This window comes from Roseovarius sp. MMSF_3350 (assembly GCF_030733425.1).
Taxonomy (GTDB): domain Bacteria; phylum Pseudomonadota; class Alphaproteobacteria; order Rhodobacterales; family Rhodobacteraceae; genus Roseovarius.
In genome coordinates this window covers 191,519-206,503 of record NZ_JASHIZ010000002.1, presented here as the reverse complement: position 1 = coordinate 206,503, position 14,985 = coordinate 191,519, and the positions used below count along the sequence as shown (strand labels likewise).

The 14,985-nt window shown below is 64.9% G+C and carries 22 protein-coding genes; 9 read left to right on the top strand and 13 right to left on the bottom strand.

Annotated features, from left to right (window positions below; translation table 11 throughout):
* Positions 1-4: 4 nt before the first annotated feature.
* From RBB31_RS03615 to RBB31_RS03600, 4 genes are read left to right on the top strand one after another with little or no spacing between them, the layout of a single operon-like run.
* A complete protein-coding gene (locus RBB31_RS03615) occupies positions 5-1,297 on the top strand; it encodes an ArgE/DapE family deacylase (protein ID WP_306127886.1) in 1,293 nt (430 codons plus the stop codon).
* A gap of 3 nt (positions 1,298-1,300) precedes the next feature.
* Positions 1,301-2,476, top strand: a complete 1,176-nt coding sequence (locus tag RBB31_RS03610; protein WP_306127885.1) for a thiolase family protein — start codon at positions 1,301-1,303, stop codon at positions 2,474-2,476.
* Positions 2,477-2,483: 7 nt separating this feature from the next.
* The gene (locus tag RBB31_RS03605; RefSeq protein WP_306127884.1) at positions 2,484-3,641 is read left to right on the top strand and encodes an amidohydrolase; all 1,158 of its coding nucleotides are present in this window, start codon (positions 2,484-2,486) and stop codon (positions 3,639-3,641) included.
* Positions 3,638-4,753, top strand: a complete 1,116-nt coding sequence (locus tag RBB31_RS03600) for an alanine racemase (RefSeq protein ID WP_306127883.1) — start codon at positions 3,638-3,640, stop codon at positions 4,751-4,753. Before RBB31_RS03605 ends, RBB31_RS03600 begins: the two co-directional genes overlap by 4 nt.
* A gap of 8 nt (positions 4,754-4,761) precedes the next feature.
* Here RBB31_RS03600 and RBB31_RS03595 read toward each other — a convergent pair whose 3' ends face one another.
* The 8 genes from RBB31_RS03595 to RBB31_RS03560 all read right to left on the bottom strand — a co-directional run bounded on the left by RBB31_RS03595 (position 4,762) and on the right by RBB31_RS03560 (position 8,793).
* A complete protein-coding gene (locus tag RBB31_RS03595; protein WP_306127882.1) occupies positions 4,762-5,847 on the bottom strand; it encodes an energy transducer TonB in 1,086 nt (361 codons plus the stop codon).
* Complete coding sequence (locus RBB31_RS03590) at positions 5,844-6,230, bottom strand: biopolymer transporter ExbD (RefSeq protein ID WP_306127881.1); 387 nt, start codon at positions 6,228-6,230, stop codon at positions 5,844-5,846. Before RBB31_RS03590 ends, RBB31_RS03595 begins: the two co-directional genes overlap by 4 nt.
* Position 6,231: 1 nt before the next feature.
* Positions 6,232-6,612 (bottom strand): biopolymer transporter ExbD, encoded by a 381-nt coding sequence (locus RBB31_RS03585; RefSeq protein WP_306127880.1) that lies wholly within the window; start codon positions 6,610-6,612, stop codon positions 6,232-6,234.
* The gene (locus tag RBB31_RS03580) at positions 6,605-7,261 is read right to left on the bottom strand and encodes a MotA/TolQ/ExbB proton channel family protein (RefSeq protein ID WP_306127879.1); all 657 of its coding nucleotides are present in this window, start codon (positions 7,259-7,261) and stop codon (positions 6,605-6,607) included. The genes RBB31_RS03585 and RBB31_RS03580 overlap by 8 nt, the downstream gene beginning before the upstream one ends.
* Positions 7,258-7,692 carry a hypothetical protein gene (locus RBB31_RS03575; protein WP_306127878.1) on the bottom strand — a complete coding sequence of 145 codons (435 nt, stop codon included), beginning with the start codon at positions 7,690-7,692 and terminating at the stop codon, positions 7,258-7,260. The genes RBB31_RS03580 and RBB31_RS03575 overlap by 4 nt, the downstream gene beginning before the upstream one ends.
* Positions 7,693-8,072: 380 nt before the next feature.
* Complete coding sequence (locus RBB31_RS03570) at positions 8,073-8,267, bottom strand: PLDc N-terminal domain-containing protein (protein WP_306127877.1); 195 nt, start codon at positions 8,265-8,267, stop codon at positions 8,073-8,075.
* Positions 8,268-8,315: 48 nt separating this feature from the next.
* Positions 8,316-8,528 carry a DUF2945 domain-containing protein gene (locus tag RBB31_RS03565; protein WP_306127876.1) on the bottom strand — a complete coding sequence of 71 codons (213 nt, stop codon included), beginning with the start codon at positions 8,526-8,528 and terminating at the stop codon, positions 8,316-8,318.
* Position 8,529: 1 nt separating this feature from the next.
* Positions 8,530-8,793 carry a Rho termination factor gene (locus RBB31_RS03560; RefSeq protein WP_306127875.1) on the bottom strand — a complete coding sequence of 88 codons (264 nt, stop codon included), beginning with the start codon at positions 8,791-8,793 and terminating at the stop codon, positions 8,530-8,532.
* Between the two features lie 113 nt (positions 8,794-8,906).
* Here RBB31_RS03560 and RBB31_RS03555 point away from each other — a divergent pair, with 113 nt between their 5' ends.
* The gene (locus tag RBB31_RS03555; RefSeq protein WP_306127874.1) at positions 8,907-9,734 is read left to right on the top strand and encodes a formate/nitrite transporter family protein; all 828 of its coding nucleotides are present in this window, start codon (positions 8,907-8,909) and stop codon (positions 9,732-9,734) included.
* An 82-nt stretch (positions 9,735-9,816) separates the two neighbouring features.
* Here RBB31_RS03555 and RBB31_RS03550 read toward each other — a convergent pair whose 3' ends face one another.
* The 4 genes from RBB31_RS03550 to RBB31_RS03535 all read right to left on the bottom strand — a co-directional run bounded on the left by RBB31_RS03550 (position 9,817) and on the right by RBB31_RS03535 (position 12,412).
* Positions 9,817-10,110: a hypothetical protein gene (locus tag RBB31_RS03550; RefSeq protein WP_306127873.1), complete on the bottom strand. Its 294-nt coding sequence runs from the start codon at positions 10,108-10,110 to the stop codon at positions 9,817-9,819.
* Between the two features lie 293 nt (positions 10,111-10,403).
* Entirely contained in the window at positions 10,404-10,616 is a 213-nt protein-coding gene (locus tag RBB31_RS03545) for a hypothetical protein (protein WP_306127872.1), read from the bottom strand.
* Between the two features lie 73 nt (positions 10,617-10,689).
* Positions 10,690-11,664, bottom strand: a complete 975-nt coding sequence (locus tag RBB31_RS03540; protein WP_306127871.1) for a DNA topoisomerase IB — start codon at positions 11,662-11,664, stop codon at positions 10,690-10,692.
* Between the two features lie 19 nt (positions 11,665-11,683).
* Positions 11,684-12,412 (bottom strand): Crp/Fnr family transcriptional regulator, encoded by a 729-nt coding sequence (locus tag RBB31_RS03535; RefSeq protein WP_306127870.1) that lies wholly within the window; start codon positions 12,410-12,412, stop codon positions 11,684-11,686.
* 127 nt (positions 12,413-12,539) lie between these two features.
* Here RBB31_RS03535 and RBB31_RS03530 point away from each other — a divergent pair, with 127 nt between their 5' ends.
* Both RBB31_RS03530 and RBB31_RS03525 read left to right on the top strand, forming a co-directional pair.
* Positions 12,540-12,887, top strand: coding sequence for a hypothetical protein (locus tag RBB31_RS03530; protein WP_306127869.1), 348 nt, complete (start codon positions 12,540-12,542; stop codon positions 12,885-12,887).
* 71 nt (positions 12,888-12,958) lie between these two features.
* A complete protein-coding gene (locus RBB31_RS03525; protein ID WP_306127868.1) occupies positions 12,959-13,129 on the top strand; it encodes a DUF1328 domain-containing protein in 171 nt (56 codons plus the stop codon).
* Between the two features lie 162 nt (positions 13,130-13,291).
* Here RBB31_RS03525 and RBB31_RS03520 read toward each other — a convergent pair whose 3' ends face one another.
* Positions 13,292-14,101, bottom strand: a complete 810-nt coding sequence (locus tag RBB31_RS03520) for a response regulator (RefSeq protein ID WP_306127867.1) — start codon at positions 14,099-14,101, stop codon at positions 13,292-13,294.
* Positions 14,102-14,227: 126 nt separating this feature from the next.
* On the opposite strand from RBB31_RS03520, the gene RBB31_RS03515 reads away from it, so the two are divergent.
* Together RBB31_RS03515 and RBB31_RS03510 are read left to right on the top strand one after the other, a co-directional pair.
* Complete coding sequence (locus RBB31_RS03515) at positions 14,228-14,377, top strand: NepR family anti-sigma factor (RefSeq protein WP_371931284.1); 150 nt, start codon at positions 14,228-14,230, stop codon at positions 14,375-14,377.
* The gene (locus RBB31_RS03510; protein WP_306127865.1) at positions 14,374-14,922 is read left to right on the top strand and encodes an RNA polymerase sigma factor; all 549 of its coding nucleotides are present in this window, start codon (positions 14,374-14,376) and stop codon (positions 14,920-14,922) included. The genes RBB31_RS03515 and RBB31_RS03510 overlap by 4 nt, the downstream gene beginning before the upstream one ends.
* Positions 14,923-14,985: the final 63 nt, after the last annotated feature.

The window sequence follows — 14,985 nt, the reverse complement described above, 5'->3', positions numbered from 1 at the left end:
TCCCATGACCGAAGATCTCAAAACCCGCCTCTGCGCCGCCGTCGACGCCGCCTTCGACCGGCAGGTCGCGTTCCTGACCGAACTGACCTCCCACCCCTCGACCCGCGGCAACGAACAGTCGGCGCAGAACTTCATGGCGACCGAACTTAAGACCCGCGGCTACGACATCGACCGCTGGCAGATCGACCTCGCCGACATCCGGCACCTGCCCGGCTTCTCCCCCGTCCTCGGCCCCTACGAGGACGCCGTGAACGTCGTCGCCACCCACCGCTCGAAAACAGCCAAGGGCCGCTCCCTCATCCTCAACGGCCATATCGACGTGGTCCCCGCCGGCCCGCTCGACATGTGGGACAGCCCGCCTTTCGAACCGCACGTAAAAGACGGCTGGCTCTACGGTCGCGGCGGCGGCGACATGAAGGCGGGCCTAGCCTCCAACCTCTTCGCCCTCGACGCCCTCCGCGCCTGCGGCCTCGCCCCCGCAGCGGACGTGCATGTCCAGTCCGTGGTCGAGGAGGAATGCACCGGCAACGGCGCCCTCGCCTGCCTCGCCCGCGGCTACAAAGCCGACGCCGCCCTCATCCCCGAACCCTTCGCCGAACAAATGGTCAGCGCACAGCTCGGCGTCCTGTGGTTCCAGGTCCACCTCAAGGGCCTGCCAACACACGTCGCCTATGCCGGCACCGGCGCCAACGCCATCGAGGCCGCCTTCCCCCTGATCCAGGCCCTGCACGACATGGAGCACCGCTGGAACGAGGCCGAGAACCGCCCGCCCGAATACACCCACATGGACCACGCGCTCAATCTCAATATCGGCAAGTTCCAGGGCGGCGACTGGACCAGTTCCGTCCCCGCCTGGGCCGTCTTCGACGTCCGCATGGGGCTTTTCCCGGGCCAGTCTCTCGACGCGGCCAAACAGGAAATCGAGCAGATCATCCGCGACGCCGCGCAGCAAAACGCCTTCCTGCGCAACTCCCTGCCCGAGATCGTCTATCACGGCTTCCACGCCGAGGGCTACGCGCTCTCCCGCGACAAATCCGAGACCGCCACCAACGCCGTCGCGTCACTGGAAACCGCCCACCAAAGCGTCACCGGCACCGCCCTCACCCGCGAGTCCATCACCGCCACCACCGACGCGCGCTTCTTCGGCCTCTACGCCGACACCCCCGCGCTGGTCTACGGCCCCCGGGCCGAGGCGATCCACGGTTTCAACGAACGGGTCGAGCTCGAAAGCCTCCGCCGCGTCACGCAAACCACCGCCCTTTTCATCGCCGACTGGTGCGGCACCGAGGAGGCCTGACCCATGCGCGACGCCGTTATCGTCTCCACCGCCCGCACGCCCATCGGCAAGGCCTATCGCGGCGCCTTCAACAACCTTACGGCCCCCAGCCTCGCCGCGCCCGCCGTCCGCGCCGCGCTCACCCGCGCCGGGCTTGAAGGAGCCGAAATCGAGGACGCCATCTTCGGCTCCGCCCTCACCCAGGGCACCTCCGGCGTCAACGTGGCCCGCCACATCGCGCAGGCCGCACATCTGCCCGACAGCGTCGCGGGCGCCACCATCGACCGCCAATGCGCCTCGGGCCTCAACGCGCTCGCCATCGCCTCGAACATGGTCCGGGCCGAGGGCGTGGACGTGGCCCTCGCCGGTGGCCTCGACAGCATCTCGCTCGTCCAGAACGACCACTGGAACGCCCACCGTTACCGCGACCCATCGGTGCCCGACAGCTACTACATGGCCATGCTGGATACGGCCGAGGTCGTCGCCGCCCGCTACGGCGTCACACGTGACGCACAAGACGCCTACGCCCTGCAAAGCCAGCAGCGCACAGCTCGCGCGCAAAAGGCCGGCCTCTTCGGCGACGAGATCATCCCCGTCGAGACCACCAAACTGGTCACCGACAAGACCACCAAGGAAACACACGAGGAGCCCATCCGTATCGAACAGGACGAATGCAACCGCCCCGGCACCACCGCCGAGGGGCTCGCAGGCCTCCAGCCCGTGCGGGGCGAGGGCAAAACCGTCACCGCCGGCAATGCCAGCCAGCTCTCCGACGGCGCCGCCGCCCTCGTCGTCATGTCCGAAGCCGAGGCCGTCCGCCGCAACCTCACCCCCCTCGGTTCCCTGCGCGGCTTCGCCGTGGCCGGTGTCGCACCGCAGGAGATGGGCATCGGCCCCGTCCACGCCATCCCCCGGCTGCTCGACCGCGCGGGCCTCTCCCAAGACGACATCGACCTCTGGGAAATCAACGAGGCCTTTGCCGCCCAACTCCTCCATTGCCGCGACACGCTGGGCATCCCGGACGACAAGCTCAACGTCAACGGCGGCGCCATCTCCATCGGCCACCCCTACGGCATGTCCGGCGCGCGCATGGCCGGCCATATCCTGCTCGAAGGCCGCCGACGCGGCGCCAAGTGGGGCGTCGTCTCGATGTGCGTCGGCGGCGGCCAGGGCGCCGCCGGGCTCCTCGAAATTTTCTGAGGATCCCATGACCACGCTGCCTTCGAACCACATTGCCTACCTCACGGCCCTGCGCCACGACCTGCACCGCCAGCCCGAGGTGTCGGGCGACGAGGTCGAGACGGCAAAACGCATCACGCGCGAACTCGTCGCCCTCGGGGCCGACCGCATCTGGCAGGGCCTCGGCGGACACGGCGTCGCCGCCGAATTCACCGGCCACGCCCCCGGCCCCACCGTGCTTTTGCGCTGCGAACTCGACGGGTTGCCCATCCGTGAGATCAACGACATCCCGCACGCCTCGCAGATCGACGGCAAGGGCCACCTCTGCGGCCATGACGGCCACATGGCCACCCTGCTGGGCGTCGCCATGCGCTTCGCCACCCGGCCTGCCAAGGGCCGCGTCGTCCTGCTCTTCCAGCCGGCCGAGGAAACCGGCGCAGGCGCTCAAGCCGTCATCGACGATCCGCAATGGCCGGAAATTCGCCCCGACTACGCCTTCGCCTACCACAACGTGCCGGGCCGCCCGCTGGGCGAGATCGGCCTGCGCTCCGGCCCCGCCAACTGCGCCTCGCGCGGGATGCAGATCCTGCTGACCGGCAAAAGCTCTCACGCCGCCGCGCCCGAGGACGGCCTCTCGCCCGGTCCGGCCATGGCGAGCCTGATGACCGCCCTGCCCGCGCTCAGCCGCGGCACCATCGCCGACACCGATTTCACCCTTGCCACCCTGACCCATGCCAACCTTGGAGAGCCCGCCTTCGGCATCGCCCCCGCCGATGGCGAGCTGCGCGTCACCCTGCGCACCATGACCAATGACGGCATGGACGCGCTTGTAGACACCGCCTTGCAAAGGGTCGCCGAAGCGCGTGGCGACCTTGTCACCGACATCCACTGGCACGACGTCTTTCGCGGCGTGGTCAACGATGCCGACGCCACCGACATCGCCCGCCGCGTGGCCCACGACCTCGGGCACGCCATCACCGAGATGCCCACCCCCATGCGCTGGTCCGAGGATTTCGGGCGCATCGGCGATGACGGCGCCAAGGCCACGATGCTCTATGTCGGCGCGGGCACGGACATGCCCCAACTGCACAACCCCGACTACGATTTTCCCGACGCACTCCTGCCTGTCGTGATCGACCAGTTCTCCGGCATCGTGGACCGCATCCTGGGCCTGCCCGACACATGACCGACCCCGCGATCCCCGACGCCTGGTGCGAGGTGCATCGCGACCGGATCGACGCCAACATCCGCATCGCGCTGTCCCGCGTGCCCAATGGGCGCCGGTTCTGCGCTGTCCTGAAGGCCGACGCCTATGGCCACGGTATCGCCACCGTCGTCCCGCTGGTGCGCGCCCACGGTATCGACTGCATCGCCATCACCTCGAACACCGAGGCCCGCGCCGTACGCGACGCAGGCTACACCGGCCAGCTCATCCGCCTGCGCGCCGCCACGCCTTCCGAGACCCGCGCCGCCCTTCCCGACCGGGTGGAGGAGCAGGTCGGCACGGTCGAGGCCGCCGAAAACCTCGCCGCACTCAGAGCGTCCGGCGCCGCCGTCCGCGCCCACCTGTCGCTCAACGCCATGGGAATGTCCCGCGACGGGCTGGAGATTGAAACCGAACAGGGCCGCGCCGCCTGCCGCACCATCCTCGACCGGCTCGGCGACAGCATCACCGCCATCTGCACCCATTTCCCCAGCAATGCGCCGGACGATCTGCGCGCCAGCACCGCGCTCTTCCAACAGCACGCCGACTGGGTCCTGCACCAAGGCAACCTCTCGCGCGACAGCACTCTCATCCATGCCGGCAGCTCGCTCACTCTCGTCTCCGATGAACCCGCCCGGACCGACATGTACCGCTGCGGGGCGGTGCTCTATGGCATCCTCAAACCCGAATGGGGCTTTCAGACCACGATGAACCTAAAGACCCGGGTCGTCAGCGTGGGCGATTATCCGGCGGGCGCCACCGTGGGCTACGACCGCACCTGCGTTCTGGACACGCCCCGCCGCCTGGCCTGCCTCTCCATCGGCTATGCCAACGGCATCCGCCGCGCCGGTCACAACACCGGCACGGTCCTGATCGGCGGGCACGAAGCGCCCATCCTGGGCCGTATTTCCATGAACACCACCGTCGCCGACGTCACCGGCCTGGGTGACATTTCCATCGGCGACCCGGCGGTGATCTTCGGCGGCTCCCGCGATACGCGCAGCGCGCTGGACAATGCCGAGGCGCAGTTCGGCACCATCATCGCCGATCTCTACACCGACTGGGGCCTGAGCAATCACCGGATCACGCGCTAGACGCGGCCTCAACTGCCCTTGATGTTGATCGAGAAACTGGTGCGCGCCCCTGCAGGCGGCGGCGGGAACGGGGCAGCCCGTTGGATCATCCGCACCGCCGCCTGGTCCAGCGCCGATGAACCGGAACTACGCGCAATCGAAACCCCCGCAAGCCCGCCATTCCCGGCAATGCGGAACGCAACGACCGCCGTCCCCCGGCTGCCCACGCGCGGGCGCGGCACGCGCGAGATCTTCCGCATCACCTTTCCGGGATAGTTGCTGGCCGCCGCGTTCCCACTGGCCTGCGAATTGCCGGTTCCCTGCGAAGCGGATTGCCGCGTCGACTGCGACCCCGTCGCGGTACCGGTGCGCGCATTCTGCTGCGCGTTGCCCTTGGGCTGCGGCTTGGGCTGCGACTGCGTCGTGCGCTGCGGCTTCGGTTCGGTCCGCTTCGGCTGCGCCTTCGGCGGCTCGGGCTTGTGCGCTTCCTCGAACTCCGCGCTGCGCGGCTTGGGCCGCAACGACCGGGTCACAGCCGAGGGCGCCTCGTCCACCGGCTCCAGCACCTCCGCCTGCTGCGGCTCTGTCGGTTGCACGCTTTCCTCCGGCACGGTCTCGGACGGGGTCACCGGGACCAGTGGCACGTTGGGCGTGATCTCTGCCTGCTCGACAGGCTGGGCCTCGACCGGCTCCGGCATATTTTCGACGGGCGTTTCGGTCGGCGTCATCGGCGCGGTCTCGGCCTGCTCCACCGGCTCGGCGGTCTCCTGCGGCGCGACTTCGGGCGTCGTGTCCTCGGGCCGATCCTGCACAGTCTCTTCCGGGGTGACCTGCGTCGTTTCCTGCGGTGTCTCTTCTTCCGTCACCTCGTCCGGCGTGTCCTGCGAGGTCACCTCCTCCGGCGGCGTCTCCTCGACAGCTTCCTCGGTGGCATCGGGTGTCATCACCCCCGCCGCCATGTCGGCAAAGCTGTTGCCGATGCTGGCCTCCAGGCCGCCCGCATCGCCCTCGATCTCGATCGCCTCGCCCTGGAACACCGCCGCAACCACCGTGCCGTGCAGCACCAGCGCCGCCGCGGCGGCAAACGTTTTAACAAGTCGGGACGACGCGATCATTCCAGCCCCCTTTCGGTGACGATCACCACCCGCTGCGCCCCGGCACCGCGCAGATCCCGCGCCAGGTTCACCAGCGTCTGCGCTGACAGCTCCTGGTCGGGAACCACCCGCACCACCTCGCGCTCTTCCTCGCTGCGCCGTTCCAGGAAATCCTCGGCCGAGGCGATATCCTCGCCGCGGAAACTCATCCGCCCGTCGGGATGCACCACCAGCGTATCGGGCGGCGACCGCCCTTCCAGGTCCGCCGTCCGCACCAGGCTCAGATCCTTGTCCAGCGGCTGCGACAGAGTGCCCGCCACCATGAAGAAGACCAGCATCAGGAAAACGATGTTGATCAGCGCAATGGTCGGCTCCCGGCGCGAGGATGTCTTGACCTTGCGCATCTCAGGACCCCAGCACGCTGATGCTGACGCGCTCGATGCCGCGCAGCACCACCAGCAGATCGGTCAGCCGCTGCGACGTCACACCATCGCGCAGGCTGACCACCACGGGCCGCGCCTCGTCGCCGGGCGGCATCTCGGCAAAGGCGGCACTCAGGCCCTCTATTTCCATCTCGCGACCGTTCAGGCTCAGCCCCTCGTCGCTCAGGCGCAGAAAGCTGATCTTGGCCTCGCTGCTGCCGCTGCCGCCCGCGCCTGCGGCGGCCAATTCGACCTCGGCAAAGCGCGAAAAGGTCGAGGACAGCATGAAGAACAAAAGCAGCAGGAAGATCACGTCGATCAGCGACGTCATCGACAGCCGCCTGCGACGGCTCGTCCTACGCACGGGCCGGCTCCGCCACCGGATCGGCCACCTGTTGTCCGGCCCGGCCCTGCGGATGCAGCACCGTCGAAATCGCCCGCTCCGCCGTGACCCGTTCGCCGTCCATCCGGCCCTCGAACCAGCTCAGCACCATCGACGTCGGCATCGCCACGGCCAGCCCCACGGCGGTTGTCAGCAGCGCAACCCAGATCCCGCCGGCCAGCAGCGACGGATCGACCTGCGCGCCCGCCTCCTGCAATGACTGAAACGCCTCGATCATGCCCAGCACGGTGCCGAAGAGGCCCAGAAGCGGTGCCAGTTGCGCCACGCTGTCCAGCAGGCGGAACCCGCCTTCCAGCCGCGCAAAGCGCGACTCCGCCTCCGCCTCCAGCCGCTTGGCATCCTCCGGCCGGGCCGAGAACGCCATCTCGATCACCGGCGCCAGGTAGCTCTTCGACTGTTTCAACGCCGCCAATGCCGCCGCAAGGTCGCCTTCGTCCCAGGCCGCCACCGCCTCCTTCAGCGCCTTGTGCCGCCCGACACCCGCCGCCGAGAACTGCCACAGCTTGTAAAGGACAGTGGCCAGCGTGATCACCGACACCGCCAGCAGGATCAGGACGACCGGACCACCCAGATCGGCGATCTGCCGCAGGCTTTCGAGAACCGCATTCATCCCGTCACCTCGATATCCGTGCGCGTTTCCAGCTTCAGCCCGGTCTCGCAGGCATTGTCGGGCAGCTCCGCCGCTTCGCAGGTATGCGCGCCGTTGATCAGCACCTGCCCCAACCCGTCACAGGCCATGCCGGGCACCGAGAACTGCCGCACCCGCGGCCGCCCCGGCGGCAGCGTGCCGAAATCGAACAGCGTCAGGCGATCCACCTGCCCCGAGCTATCGAACAGCACGGTCTCGTAGACGGCCTTGTCGATCTGGCTCGGGTAGCCGTTGATCACCAGAAAAGTCAGCGTGCAGCTGCTCTCGTTGGCCTTGGTCGCGTTCAGCTCGATCAGGACGGCCTCGCCCAGCTCTTCTTCCTGCGCCAGCGCGCCTTGCGCCCCGGCGAACCCGGTGGCTATCGCCACAAGGGTGGTCGTGATCCATTTCATCTCGCGTCTCCCTTTCACGTAATCCGCGCCGCGCCCGCGGCCCGGATCCCGTTTCAAACCATTCGTGTGCGCGGTCAAGCGCCGCGCGGTGGCGACTATCGCGGAAAATCGTGGGATTCGGAACGCGGTGCGCCCGCAAAACGCGATTTCGCGCTGCCCCCCGGCTCCTGCCGCCAGTATTTCGCTCGCGTCGGCCTGGCAGGAGGTGAAACTCGGCTCGGAGACGCTTTGCCCCCGATGTGTCACACTCCCGGCGAAATCTCAATACCCAAACAAATCAATCAGGAATAACCGCGGCACTCTGGGCCGCCGGTCACGTCGAACGAAACGGGGCGCACCCATTGCTGGATGCGCCCCGCAAGATCAGGCGTGTCGCCCGGTTAAACTTTTCTGGTCGCCGCGCCGCGCGGGCCTGCGATCAGCCAGATGATGAAGCCGATGATCGGCAGGATAATCACCAGCAGGCTCCACAGAACCTTCTTGCCGGTCGAAGCGTTCGAGCCGATGATCGACACAAGCGCCCAGATATCCAGAACCAGAACGATAAGGCCACCAAGGCCACCAATCTCCAACATTATATTCTCCTTTTCTTTTGCGTTCTACGGGTACAGTTCACGTTCATCTCAGGACTTGCGCACTTCGCTGGCGCTTTTCAGCACCTGGTCGCCGTCCTGTTGTTCGATCAGGTACGCAGGGCACTCCTTGTCGGCGTCCCGCGTGATCTCGGACCCCTTTATCTTGACCGTCGTCTTCTGGGTGTAGACCTTCTTGACCTCACCCTTGCCGGTGCCGTTGCCCCAGTCCCATTCGACGGTGTCACCTTGCGAAACAGCCATCTCAGTCGCGCCTCAGCGCGTCGATCAGCTCTTCCCTGGTCATGTCCGAGCGCCCTTCGACGCCGACATTCTGCGCCTGGTCATAAAGCTCGGCCTTGGACCACTCCTCATAGGGCGGCGACTTGCCCCCCTTCTTGGACGGGGACATGTTGTCGTTGGCCTGTGCGTTGGCGATCCGGGCAGCCTTCGATTTGGTGTAGCCCTTGTCGCGCAGCGCCTCATAGGTCTCTTCGTCCTTGATCGACGAGCCGTTGGACTTTGCCATGACGTTCACTCCGAAATTAGCTGGGGATAAAACGCCCTGCCGATCTATTTGTTCCCGGAAAGCCGATGAAATCACGACACTTGCAGGCGGAATGCCGCATACCGGAGACCTGAATGGCCGAGCAGAAGAACGACGATCTGATCAAGCAGGAAAAGGAAAAGGAGGCGATCGAGGAAGCCGCGGCCCTCTCTCCGCGCCTGATATTCGAATCGATCCGGCGCAACGGCGAGGAAGAGCTCGAGCGCCCCAAGACGGCACTTTGGTTCTCGGGCATGGCCGCGGGCATGCTGATCTCTTTCTCGGTGCTGGCCGAGGCGCTTTTGCGGGCGCACCTACCCGACACCCAATGGCGCTACATCATCGAGAACTTCGGCTATTCGCTGGGCTTCGTGCTGGTGATCCTCGGCCGCTTGCAGCTTTTCACCGAGAACACGATCACCACGGTCGTTCCCGTGATGCTGGATCCGTGCAAGCACACCATCAGCCGCACCGCCATTTTGTGGAGTACGGTGCTCGCGGCCAACGTCATCGGTGCTTTCGCAGTGGCCACCTTCTTTGCCTTCGGCGGTGTGCTGTCCGATCCCGTCGCCACCGCCTTCACCGATCTCAGCCGTCACGCCACGGGCATTCCCGCCTTCGAGGGTTTCATGCGTGGCATTCCCGCCGGCGTCCTGATTGCCGCTATCGTCTGGATGCTGCCGTCCGCCAAGCAAAACGAAATGGGGGTCATCGTCATTTTCACATGGCTCATCGCGCTGGGCGACTTCACCCACGTGATCGCCGGTTCGGTCGAAATGGCTTATCTGGTGGTGCAGGGGCAGTTGGGCATCTCTCCCGCCGCGTTCGGATTCTTCCTGCCGGTCCTGCTGGGCAATATCATGGGCGGTACCCTTATATTCACCGTGCTGACCTACGCCCAGGTCATGCCCGAGGTGGAATAGCCTTTGACGCGGCGCGAAAAAACGGGTGCATCCCGAAAAATGCACCCGTCGCACTGGTTACCTCACGATCTTTTGGGGGCGATCAGTTGTACGAAGCCAGACCCACCTGCGTTTCAGGGGCATCAAGTGGCCCGCCGTGGATATCGACTTCGCGCAACGCGCCGTGACGGTCGAGCACGCTGTGCACGCTCAGCACCTTGTTACCGTGGCTCCTGTCCGGGTCGTCGAGGATCGTGCGCAACTCGGTCCGCGCCTCGGTATCCAGCGCGGCCATGTCGAACGCGACGATATAATTCTTCAGATCCTCGGCCAGCGGCGTGGCAGTGGCTGCGATCGGCGAAAGGCTCAGCAGCGTGGCAAGTGCAAGACGTTTCATAACAGGCTCCCGTTGAAAGCTTCACCTTCTTAACGCGGAGGATTCTTCAAGGTTCCCAAAAAGTTAAGCACCGCAGCCTGGGACGGGCTGCGGTGCTGGGCGCGTCTGGCGCGCCGCGCTGACAGGGGACGGGGATGCAGTCAGCGCTTTCTCTCGGCGTGCGTCTCACCCGTCGGGTGGTCACGCCTATGTTCTCGTCTCTTCACCATGACGGCGAAGCAAAGGATCGCCACGTTTGCAGCGAGGAACAGCCCGGGCACGAGGACATCTGCCGCGGTGCCGGTCTGCATCGCCTAGTTACTGGTGTCGGAACCGACAGACGTCTCTGTGCTCTGCGTGCTTTCCGTGGGCGCCTGCGCGCCATCGCCGACCTCATCGCCGCTGGTCGCCAGAATGTAGAACACGCCGAACAGGATCGACACGAAAGCCACGACAAGCAGCATTCCTCCAAGAGGGCCTATATGGCGCTTCTTCTGGCGTTCCAGGTTTGTTTCGGGCGCGGACATTGCCGTTTCCTCATTTACTGTTTCAGTCGTCCAACGCTTGGCCTGACAGCCGGTTCCCAAAAAATATCGCCGCTCACGAAATAAATTTGATCAGCGCTTCCTCGCCGCGACGGAACCCGTCCCCTGACGTGCGAATCTTCGGAATCTCGGCCCCATGTGTTCCCGCTTTCAGCCGTCCAAGTTCCAGAACGTCGGGGTGGATATAGCTTTTCTGCGCAATCGCCGGCGTGTTGTGCAGACGCTCTGCAGCGGCCTCGGCCAGCGCCCTGATGCTGATCTCGTCCGAACCGGCGGCAGCCAGGAACGCCGCCAGCGTCCCGTGCCACGTGCGCAGGGTTTTCGCGGTGGCCTCGGTCTCGCACAGTTCGTTCAGCTTGGCATTCAGCTGGTAGGAGGACACCGACCGCGCCGCGCCGTCCTCGTCCAGCCAGGACACCAGCGATGGGCCCGGCAGGTCCTGGCAGGCCTCCATCACCTTGGCCAGCTTCCTGCCGCGCAAGGTCTGCTCGACCTGCTTGCCGCCCTTGCCCTTGAACGCCAGCGCGATGGCGTCACCCTCCACGCTCAGGTGCCGCCGCTTCAGCGTGGTCGCGCCGTAGGTCCGGTTTTCCTCGGTATAAGCCTTCGATCCGGGGCGCAGCGCTGCGCGGTCGACCAAAGCCAGCACCGCCGCCACCGCGGTGTCCTCGCTGCCCGCCTCGCCCGAAAGATGGTGGTCGATCCACCGGCGCAGTCTCGGCAGGCTCCGCCCGAATTCTGCAAGACCCTCGAACTTGGTCTGCGCCCGCTGCGCCGCCCAATCGGGATGATACCTGTATTGCTTGCGCGTCCGCGCGTCGCGCCCGGTGGCCAGCAGATGCGCATTGTCCATCGGCGCTATCCAGACATCGGTATAGGCCGGCGGCACCGCCAGCGCCTGCAACGCCCGCCGCTTCTTGGGGCAGTCGATCAGCGTGCCGTCGACATTGATGTACGAAAACCCGCGACCCCGCTTTTCGCGGCGTATGCCGGGGTTGCTGTCCGGGTAATAGACCAGCCGCTCTGCCACGGGCGATATCCTCCATCGTTCAGATAAGAGGACGCTTTGCGATCCCTCCCGGTTCCACGTTGGCCAGCTGTGCCAGTTCAACTTCCTTGTGAACGACCAGCGCATCGTCCTGCCAGGTCGCCACACCGGCCTCGCGCAGGCGCGTCAGGGTCTTGTTGGTATGCACCAGCGACAGGCCCACCGCATCGGCCAGGTCCTGCTGGCGATAAGGCAGCGGCACGCGGCCATTTTCCATCAGCTCCAGCGCCTTCAGGCGCTGATAGAAACGGTACAGCGCCCAGGCCACGCGGGCCACACCGTTCATCTGCCCGATCGTGACCAGCGCCTCGCCCAGAAGCTTCTCCTCCCGCGCGGCCAGATGCGTCAGGTCAAAGGCCCTTCTTGGCTGCGACTCGAACAGCCGCCAGAATTCCGAACGGTTGAAGACACACAGTGCCATCGTCGTGGTCGCCTCGACCGAATGATCCATCTCGCCCATCACGCCGCTTTGCAGGCCGACGAAATCGCCCGGCAACACGAAGCCGACCACTTGGCGCCGCCCGTCCGGATTTGTCTTGTACCGAATGCCCATGCCGCTCAGCGCGGTGTAAAGCTGGGTAGAGGACGCTCCCTCCGCCAGGATCTCGGTGCCCCGCTCGGCGCGCAGCTCACCTGTCTTGAAGCTCGCCATGAACTCAAGCTCTGCGGCCGTCATCGGGCTGAACAGGTCCAGTTCCCTCAGCGGACAGATGCTACAATCGATCGCCATTCTTCGAGGTATGTCTCAGTTTAATGTGGGCGTCATGATTCTGTGCAATGATTGACGCATACCGAGGGGGTAGTAAATGCAGAATGTTGCGCCGCGCGAGGACCTTGTCTTGGTTTCTTCGCGCAAAATGCTTGAGGCCGCAGACCTCGCGGATTTCGCCAAATCGCGTTCGCTCGGCGAGGTGATTGTCGAAAGCGACACCGAGCGTGCGTACCGTCTTTTATCGGAAAGACGATTTTCCTTCGCCTTCATCGGCCTGCCCGATACCGAACGGCGCGGCCGACTTCTGAACGCCTTGGCCGCAAAGCACACGCACATCGTGCTTGTCGACGACAGCGGCGCGACGCCGGGATCGGTCGGCATGCGCGTGCTGTCGCGCCCATTCACCGACTCCGATCTCGAAGGCGCGATCCGGGACGAAGACGACGCTTCGGACCGTGTCAGCGCCATGCGCCGCAGACAGCCCGCCGCCTGAAAAATCTTGGGAACCCGCCCGCCGCTTGGCTGTTTATGTCGCATGGACGACATGAACAAAGGATCAAGCAAATGCTTCATTGGGCTCTTATATTTCTGGTCGTTGCCCTGATCGCCGGTATCTTCGGATTTGGCGGTATCGCATCGGCCTCTGCCGGCATCGCGCAGGTGCTGTTCGTCATCTTTCTGGTGCTCTTCGTCGTGGCCATGGTGGCCCGCGCCCTCAGGGGCCGCACGCCGTGATCCGACACCCGGAACCAACCTACGCTTTCCGAAGGGGGCCGACCGACACCGTCTGCCCCCTTTTTCGTTGTACCGCAGCGATACGCGCCCGACACACACGCGAAAACGCCTCCCGCGCTGGCACACGGGAGGCGCTCATCAATTCCTGAACCGCGCGGCGCTTCAGGCTTTCAGCGTCTCGGTCGACGAAAAGAACATCGCCTGGCTTACCGCCGAACGCACCTGGTCCGACTGGTACGGCTTCGGAATGAGGAAGGCCGGCTCCGGCCCCTCGCCCGTCAGCAGGCGCTCGGGGAAAGCCGTGATGAAGATCACGGGGATCTCGGGCGAGTTCTCCATGATCCGGTTGACCGCGTCGATGCCGCTCGACCCGTCCGCCAGCTGGATATCCGACAGGATCAGGTCCGGTGTCTCATCGTTGAACAACTTCATCGCATCGCTTTCGGTCCGGGCGATACCGGTGACCCGGTGGCCCATCTCGCCGACGATGCCTTCCAGATCCATCGCGATGATCGCCTCGTCCTCGATGATCATCACACGACCCGACAGCACGCTCGACATCTCTTCGTAGGCGATATCGACCAGCGACCGCGCCTCGTCCTCCGACACGTCCATGATAATTCCGACTTCGGAAAAACTGAATTCCTCGATCGTGTGCAATAGCAGCGCCTCGCGCGTGTTGGTTGTCAGCTTTGCCAGATGCGCCTGCGCCTTGGCCTGCAACCCGGTGTCGTCGTCCGAAAACACTGCGCCCGACGTCGCCCAGATGGGCTGAAACACCTTGAAAAGCGCCGTCTTCGGGGAAATCGAGGTGTCGAATACGCCGCGATCGCTCAGCACCGCCTCAAGAGTCGCCATGGCGTACTGGTCGCCGCGCTCCTGCGACCCGGTCAGCGCACGCGCGTACCGGCGAAGATAAGGCAAATTTGCACCGATCTTCTCGCTAAGGTTCTCGGGATTGTTTTCGGTCATTTGATTGCTTCCAGTTTTTTTCTACTATCTTGGAACCTAACCCGTCTGATGACGTTTAGTTCCAGACACAGTGCACAGATGTCAAACCTAGAGACAATAATGACCCGAGCAAAACGGACTTCAAGTGTGGAAAATACCATTGACGAAAATCTGAAACGCGCGTTCAACGATGTGGCCAGCGAGCCGCTCCCTTCGCGCTTCACAGACCTTCTGGAGCAACTAAAAACCAACGGCACGCCCGAGGGCGCCGATCGGGAATCGGACGATAATTCATGAGCGACCCCCGCGACGAATTGGTGGAACACCTGGGCCCGATGCGGGCCTTTGCCATGAGTCTGACCCGCAATTCCGCACTTGCCGATGACATGGTGCAGGACGCTCTGGTCAAGGCCTGGACCAATATCGAAAAGTTCCAGCCCGGCACCAACATGCGGGCGTGGCTCTTTACCATCCTGCGCAACACCTACTATTCGCATCACCGCAAGGCCCGCCGAGAGGTGTCCGACACCGACGGCGAACTCGCCGCATCCCTCGCCAAAAAGCCCGATCACGACGGGCGTCTGCAAATGCGCGACTTCCACGTGGCCTTCGACAAGCTGCCCGACGAACAGCGCGAGGCGCTGGTGCTGGTGGGTGCCGGCGGTTTTTCCTACGAGGAAGCGGCCGAGACCTGCGGCGTCGCCGTCGGTACGATCAAGAGCCGCGTGAACCGGGCCCGGGCACGACTGGTGGAATTGATGCATCTGGACGAGGATCAGGTACTCGAAACGACGGACGCGGTCACCGCGGGCATCGTATCGGCGAACAAAAGCGTTGCCTAAGAAGTCCAAAGCCCTGCTCGATGCATACGGAACGATGGTCAATCGGCTGTCGTTTCGTCTTTT

What these genes read in the sequence shown, in the direction of transcription:
- RBB31_RS03520 (WP_306127867.1), bottom strand. Translation starts at nt 14,101, where the DNA reads ATGACCGAAAACAATCCCGAGAACCTTAGCGAGAAGATCGGTGCAAAT.
- RBB31_RS03560 (WP_306127875.1), bottom strand. Translation starts at nt 8,793, where the DNA reads ATGGCAAAGTCCAACGGCTCGTCGATCAAGGACGAAGAGACCTATGAG.
- RBB31_RS03530 (WP_306127869.1), top strand. Translation starts at nt 12,540, where the DNA reads ATGCTTGAGGCCGCAGACCTCGCGGATTTCGCCAAATCGCGTTCGCTC.
- RBB31_RS03575 (WP_306127878.1), bottom strand. Translation starts at nt 7,692, where the DNA reads ATGAAATGGATCACGACCACCCTTGTGGCGATAGCCACCGGGTTCGCC.
- RBB31_RS03590 (WP_306127881.1), bottom strand. Translation starts at nt 6,230, where the DNA reads ATGCGCAAGGTCAAGACATCCTCGCGCCGGGAGCCGACCATTGCGCTG.
- RBB31_RS03570 (WP_306127877.1), bottom strand. Translation starts at nt 8,267, where the DNA reads ATGTTGGAGATTGGTGGCCTTGGTGGCCTTATCGTTCTGGTTCTGGAT.
- RBB31_RS03580 (WP_306127879.1), bottom strand. Translation starts at nt 7,261, where the DNA reads ATGAATGCGGTTCTCGAAAGCCTGCGGCAGATCGCCGATCTGGGTGGT.
- RBB31_RS03600 (WP_306127883.1), top strand. Translation starts at nt 3,638, where the DNA reads ATGACCGACCCCGCGATCCCCGACGCCTGGTGCGAGGTGCATCGCGAC.
- RBB31_RS03595 (WP_306127882.1), bottom strand. Translation starts at nt 5,847, where the DNA reads ATGATCGCGTCGTCCCGACTTGTTAAAACGTTTGCCGCCGCGGCGGCG.
- RBB31_RS03565 (WP_306127876.1), bottom strand. Translation starts at nt 8,528, where the DNA reads ATGGCTGTTTCGCAAGGTGACACCGTCGAATGGGACTGGGGCAACGGC.
- RBB31_RS03550 (WP_306127873.1), bottom strand. Translation starts at nt 10,110, where the DNA reads ATGAAACGTCTTGCACTTGCCACGCTGCTGAGCCTTTCGCCGATCGCA.
- RBB31_RS03535 (WP_306127870.1), bottom strand. Translation starts at nt 12,412, where the DNA reads ATGGCGATCGATTGTAGCATCTGTCCGCTGAGGGAACTGGACCTGTTC.
- RBB31_RS03510 (WP_306127865.1), top strand. Translation starts at nt 14,374, where the DNA reads ATGAGCGACCCCCGCGACGAATTGGTGGAACACCTGGGCCCGATGCGG.
- RBB31_RS03610 (WP_306127885.1), top strand. Translation starts at nt 1,301, where the DNA reads ATGCGCGACGCCGTTATCGTCTCCACCGCCCGCACGCCCATCGGCAAG.
- RBB31_RS03615 (WP_306127886.1), top strand. Translation starts at nt 5, where the DNA reads ATGACCGAAGATCTCAAAACCCGCCTCTGCGCCGCCGTCGACGCCGCC.
- RBB31_RS03555 (WP_306127874.1), top strand. Translation starts at nt 8,907, where the DNA reads ATGGCCGAGCAGAAGAACGACGATCTGATCAAGCAGGAAAAGGAAAAG.
- RBB31_RS03545 (WP_306127872.1), bottom strand. Translation starts at nt 10,616, where the DNA reads ATGTCCGCGCCCGAAACAAACCTGGAACGCCAGAAGAAGCGCCATATA.
- RBB31_RS03525 (WP_306127868.1), top strand. Translation starts at nt 12,959, where the DNA reads ATGCTTCATTGGGCTCTTATATTTCTGGTCGTTGCCCTGATCGCCGGT.
- RBB31_RS03605 (WP_306127884.1), top strand. Translation starts at nt 2,484, where the DNA reads ATGACCACGCTGCCTTCGAACCACATTGCCTACCTCACGGCCCTGCGC.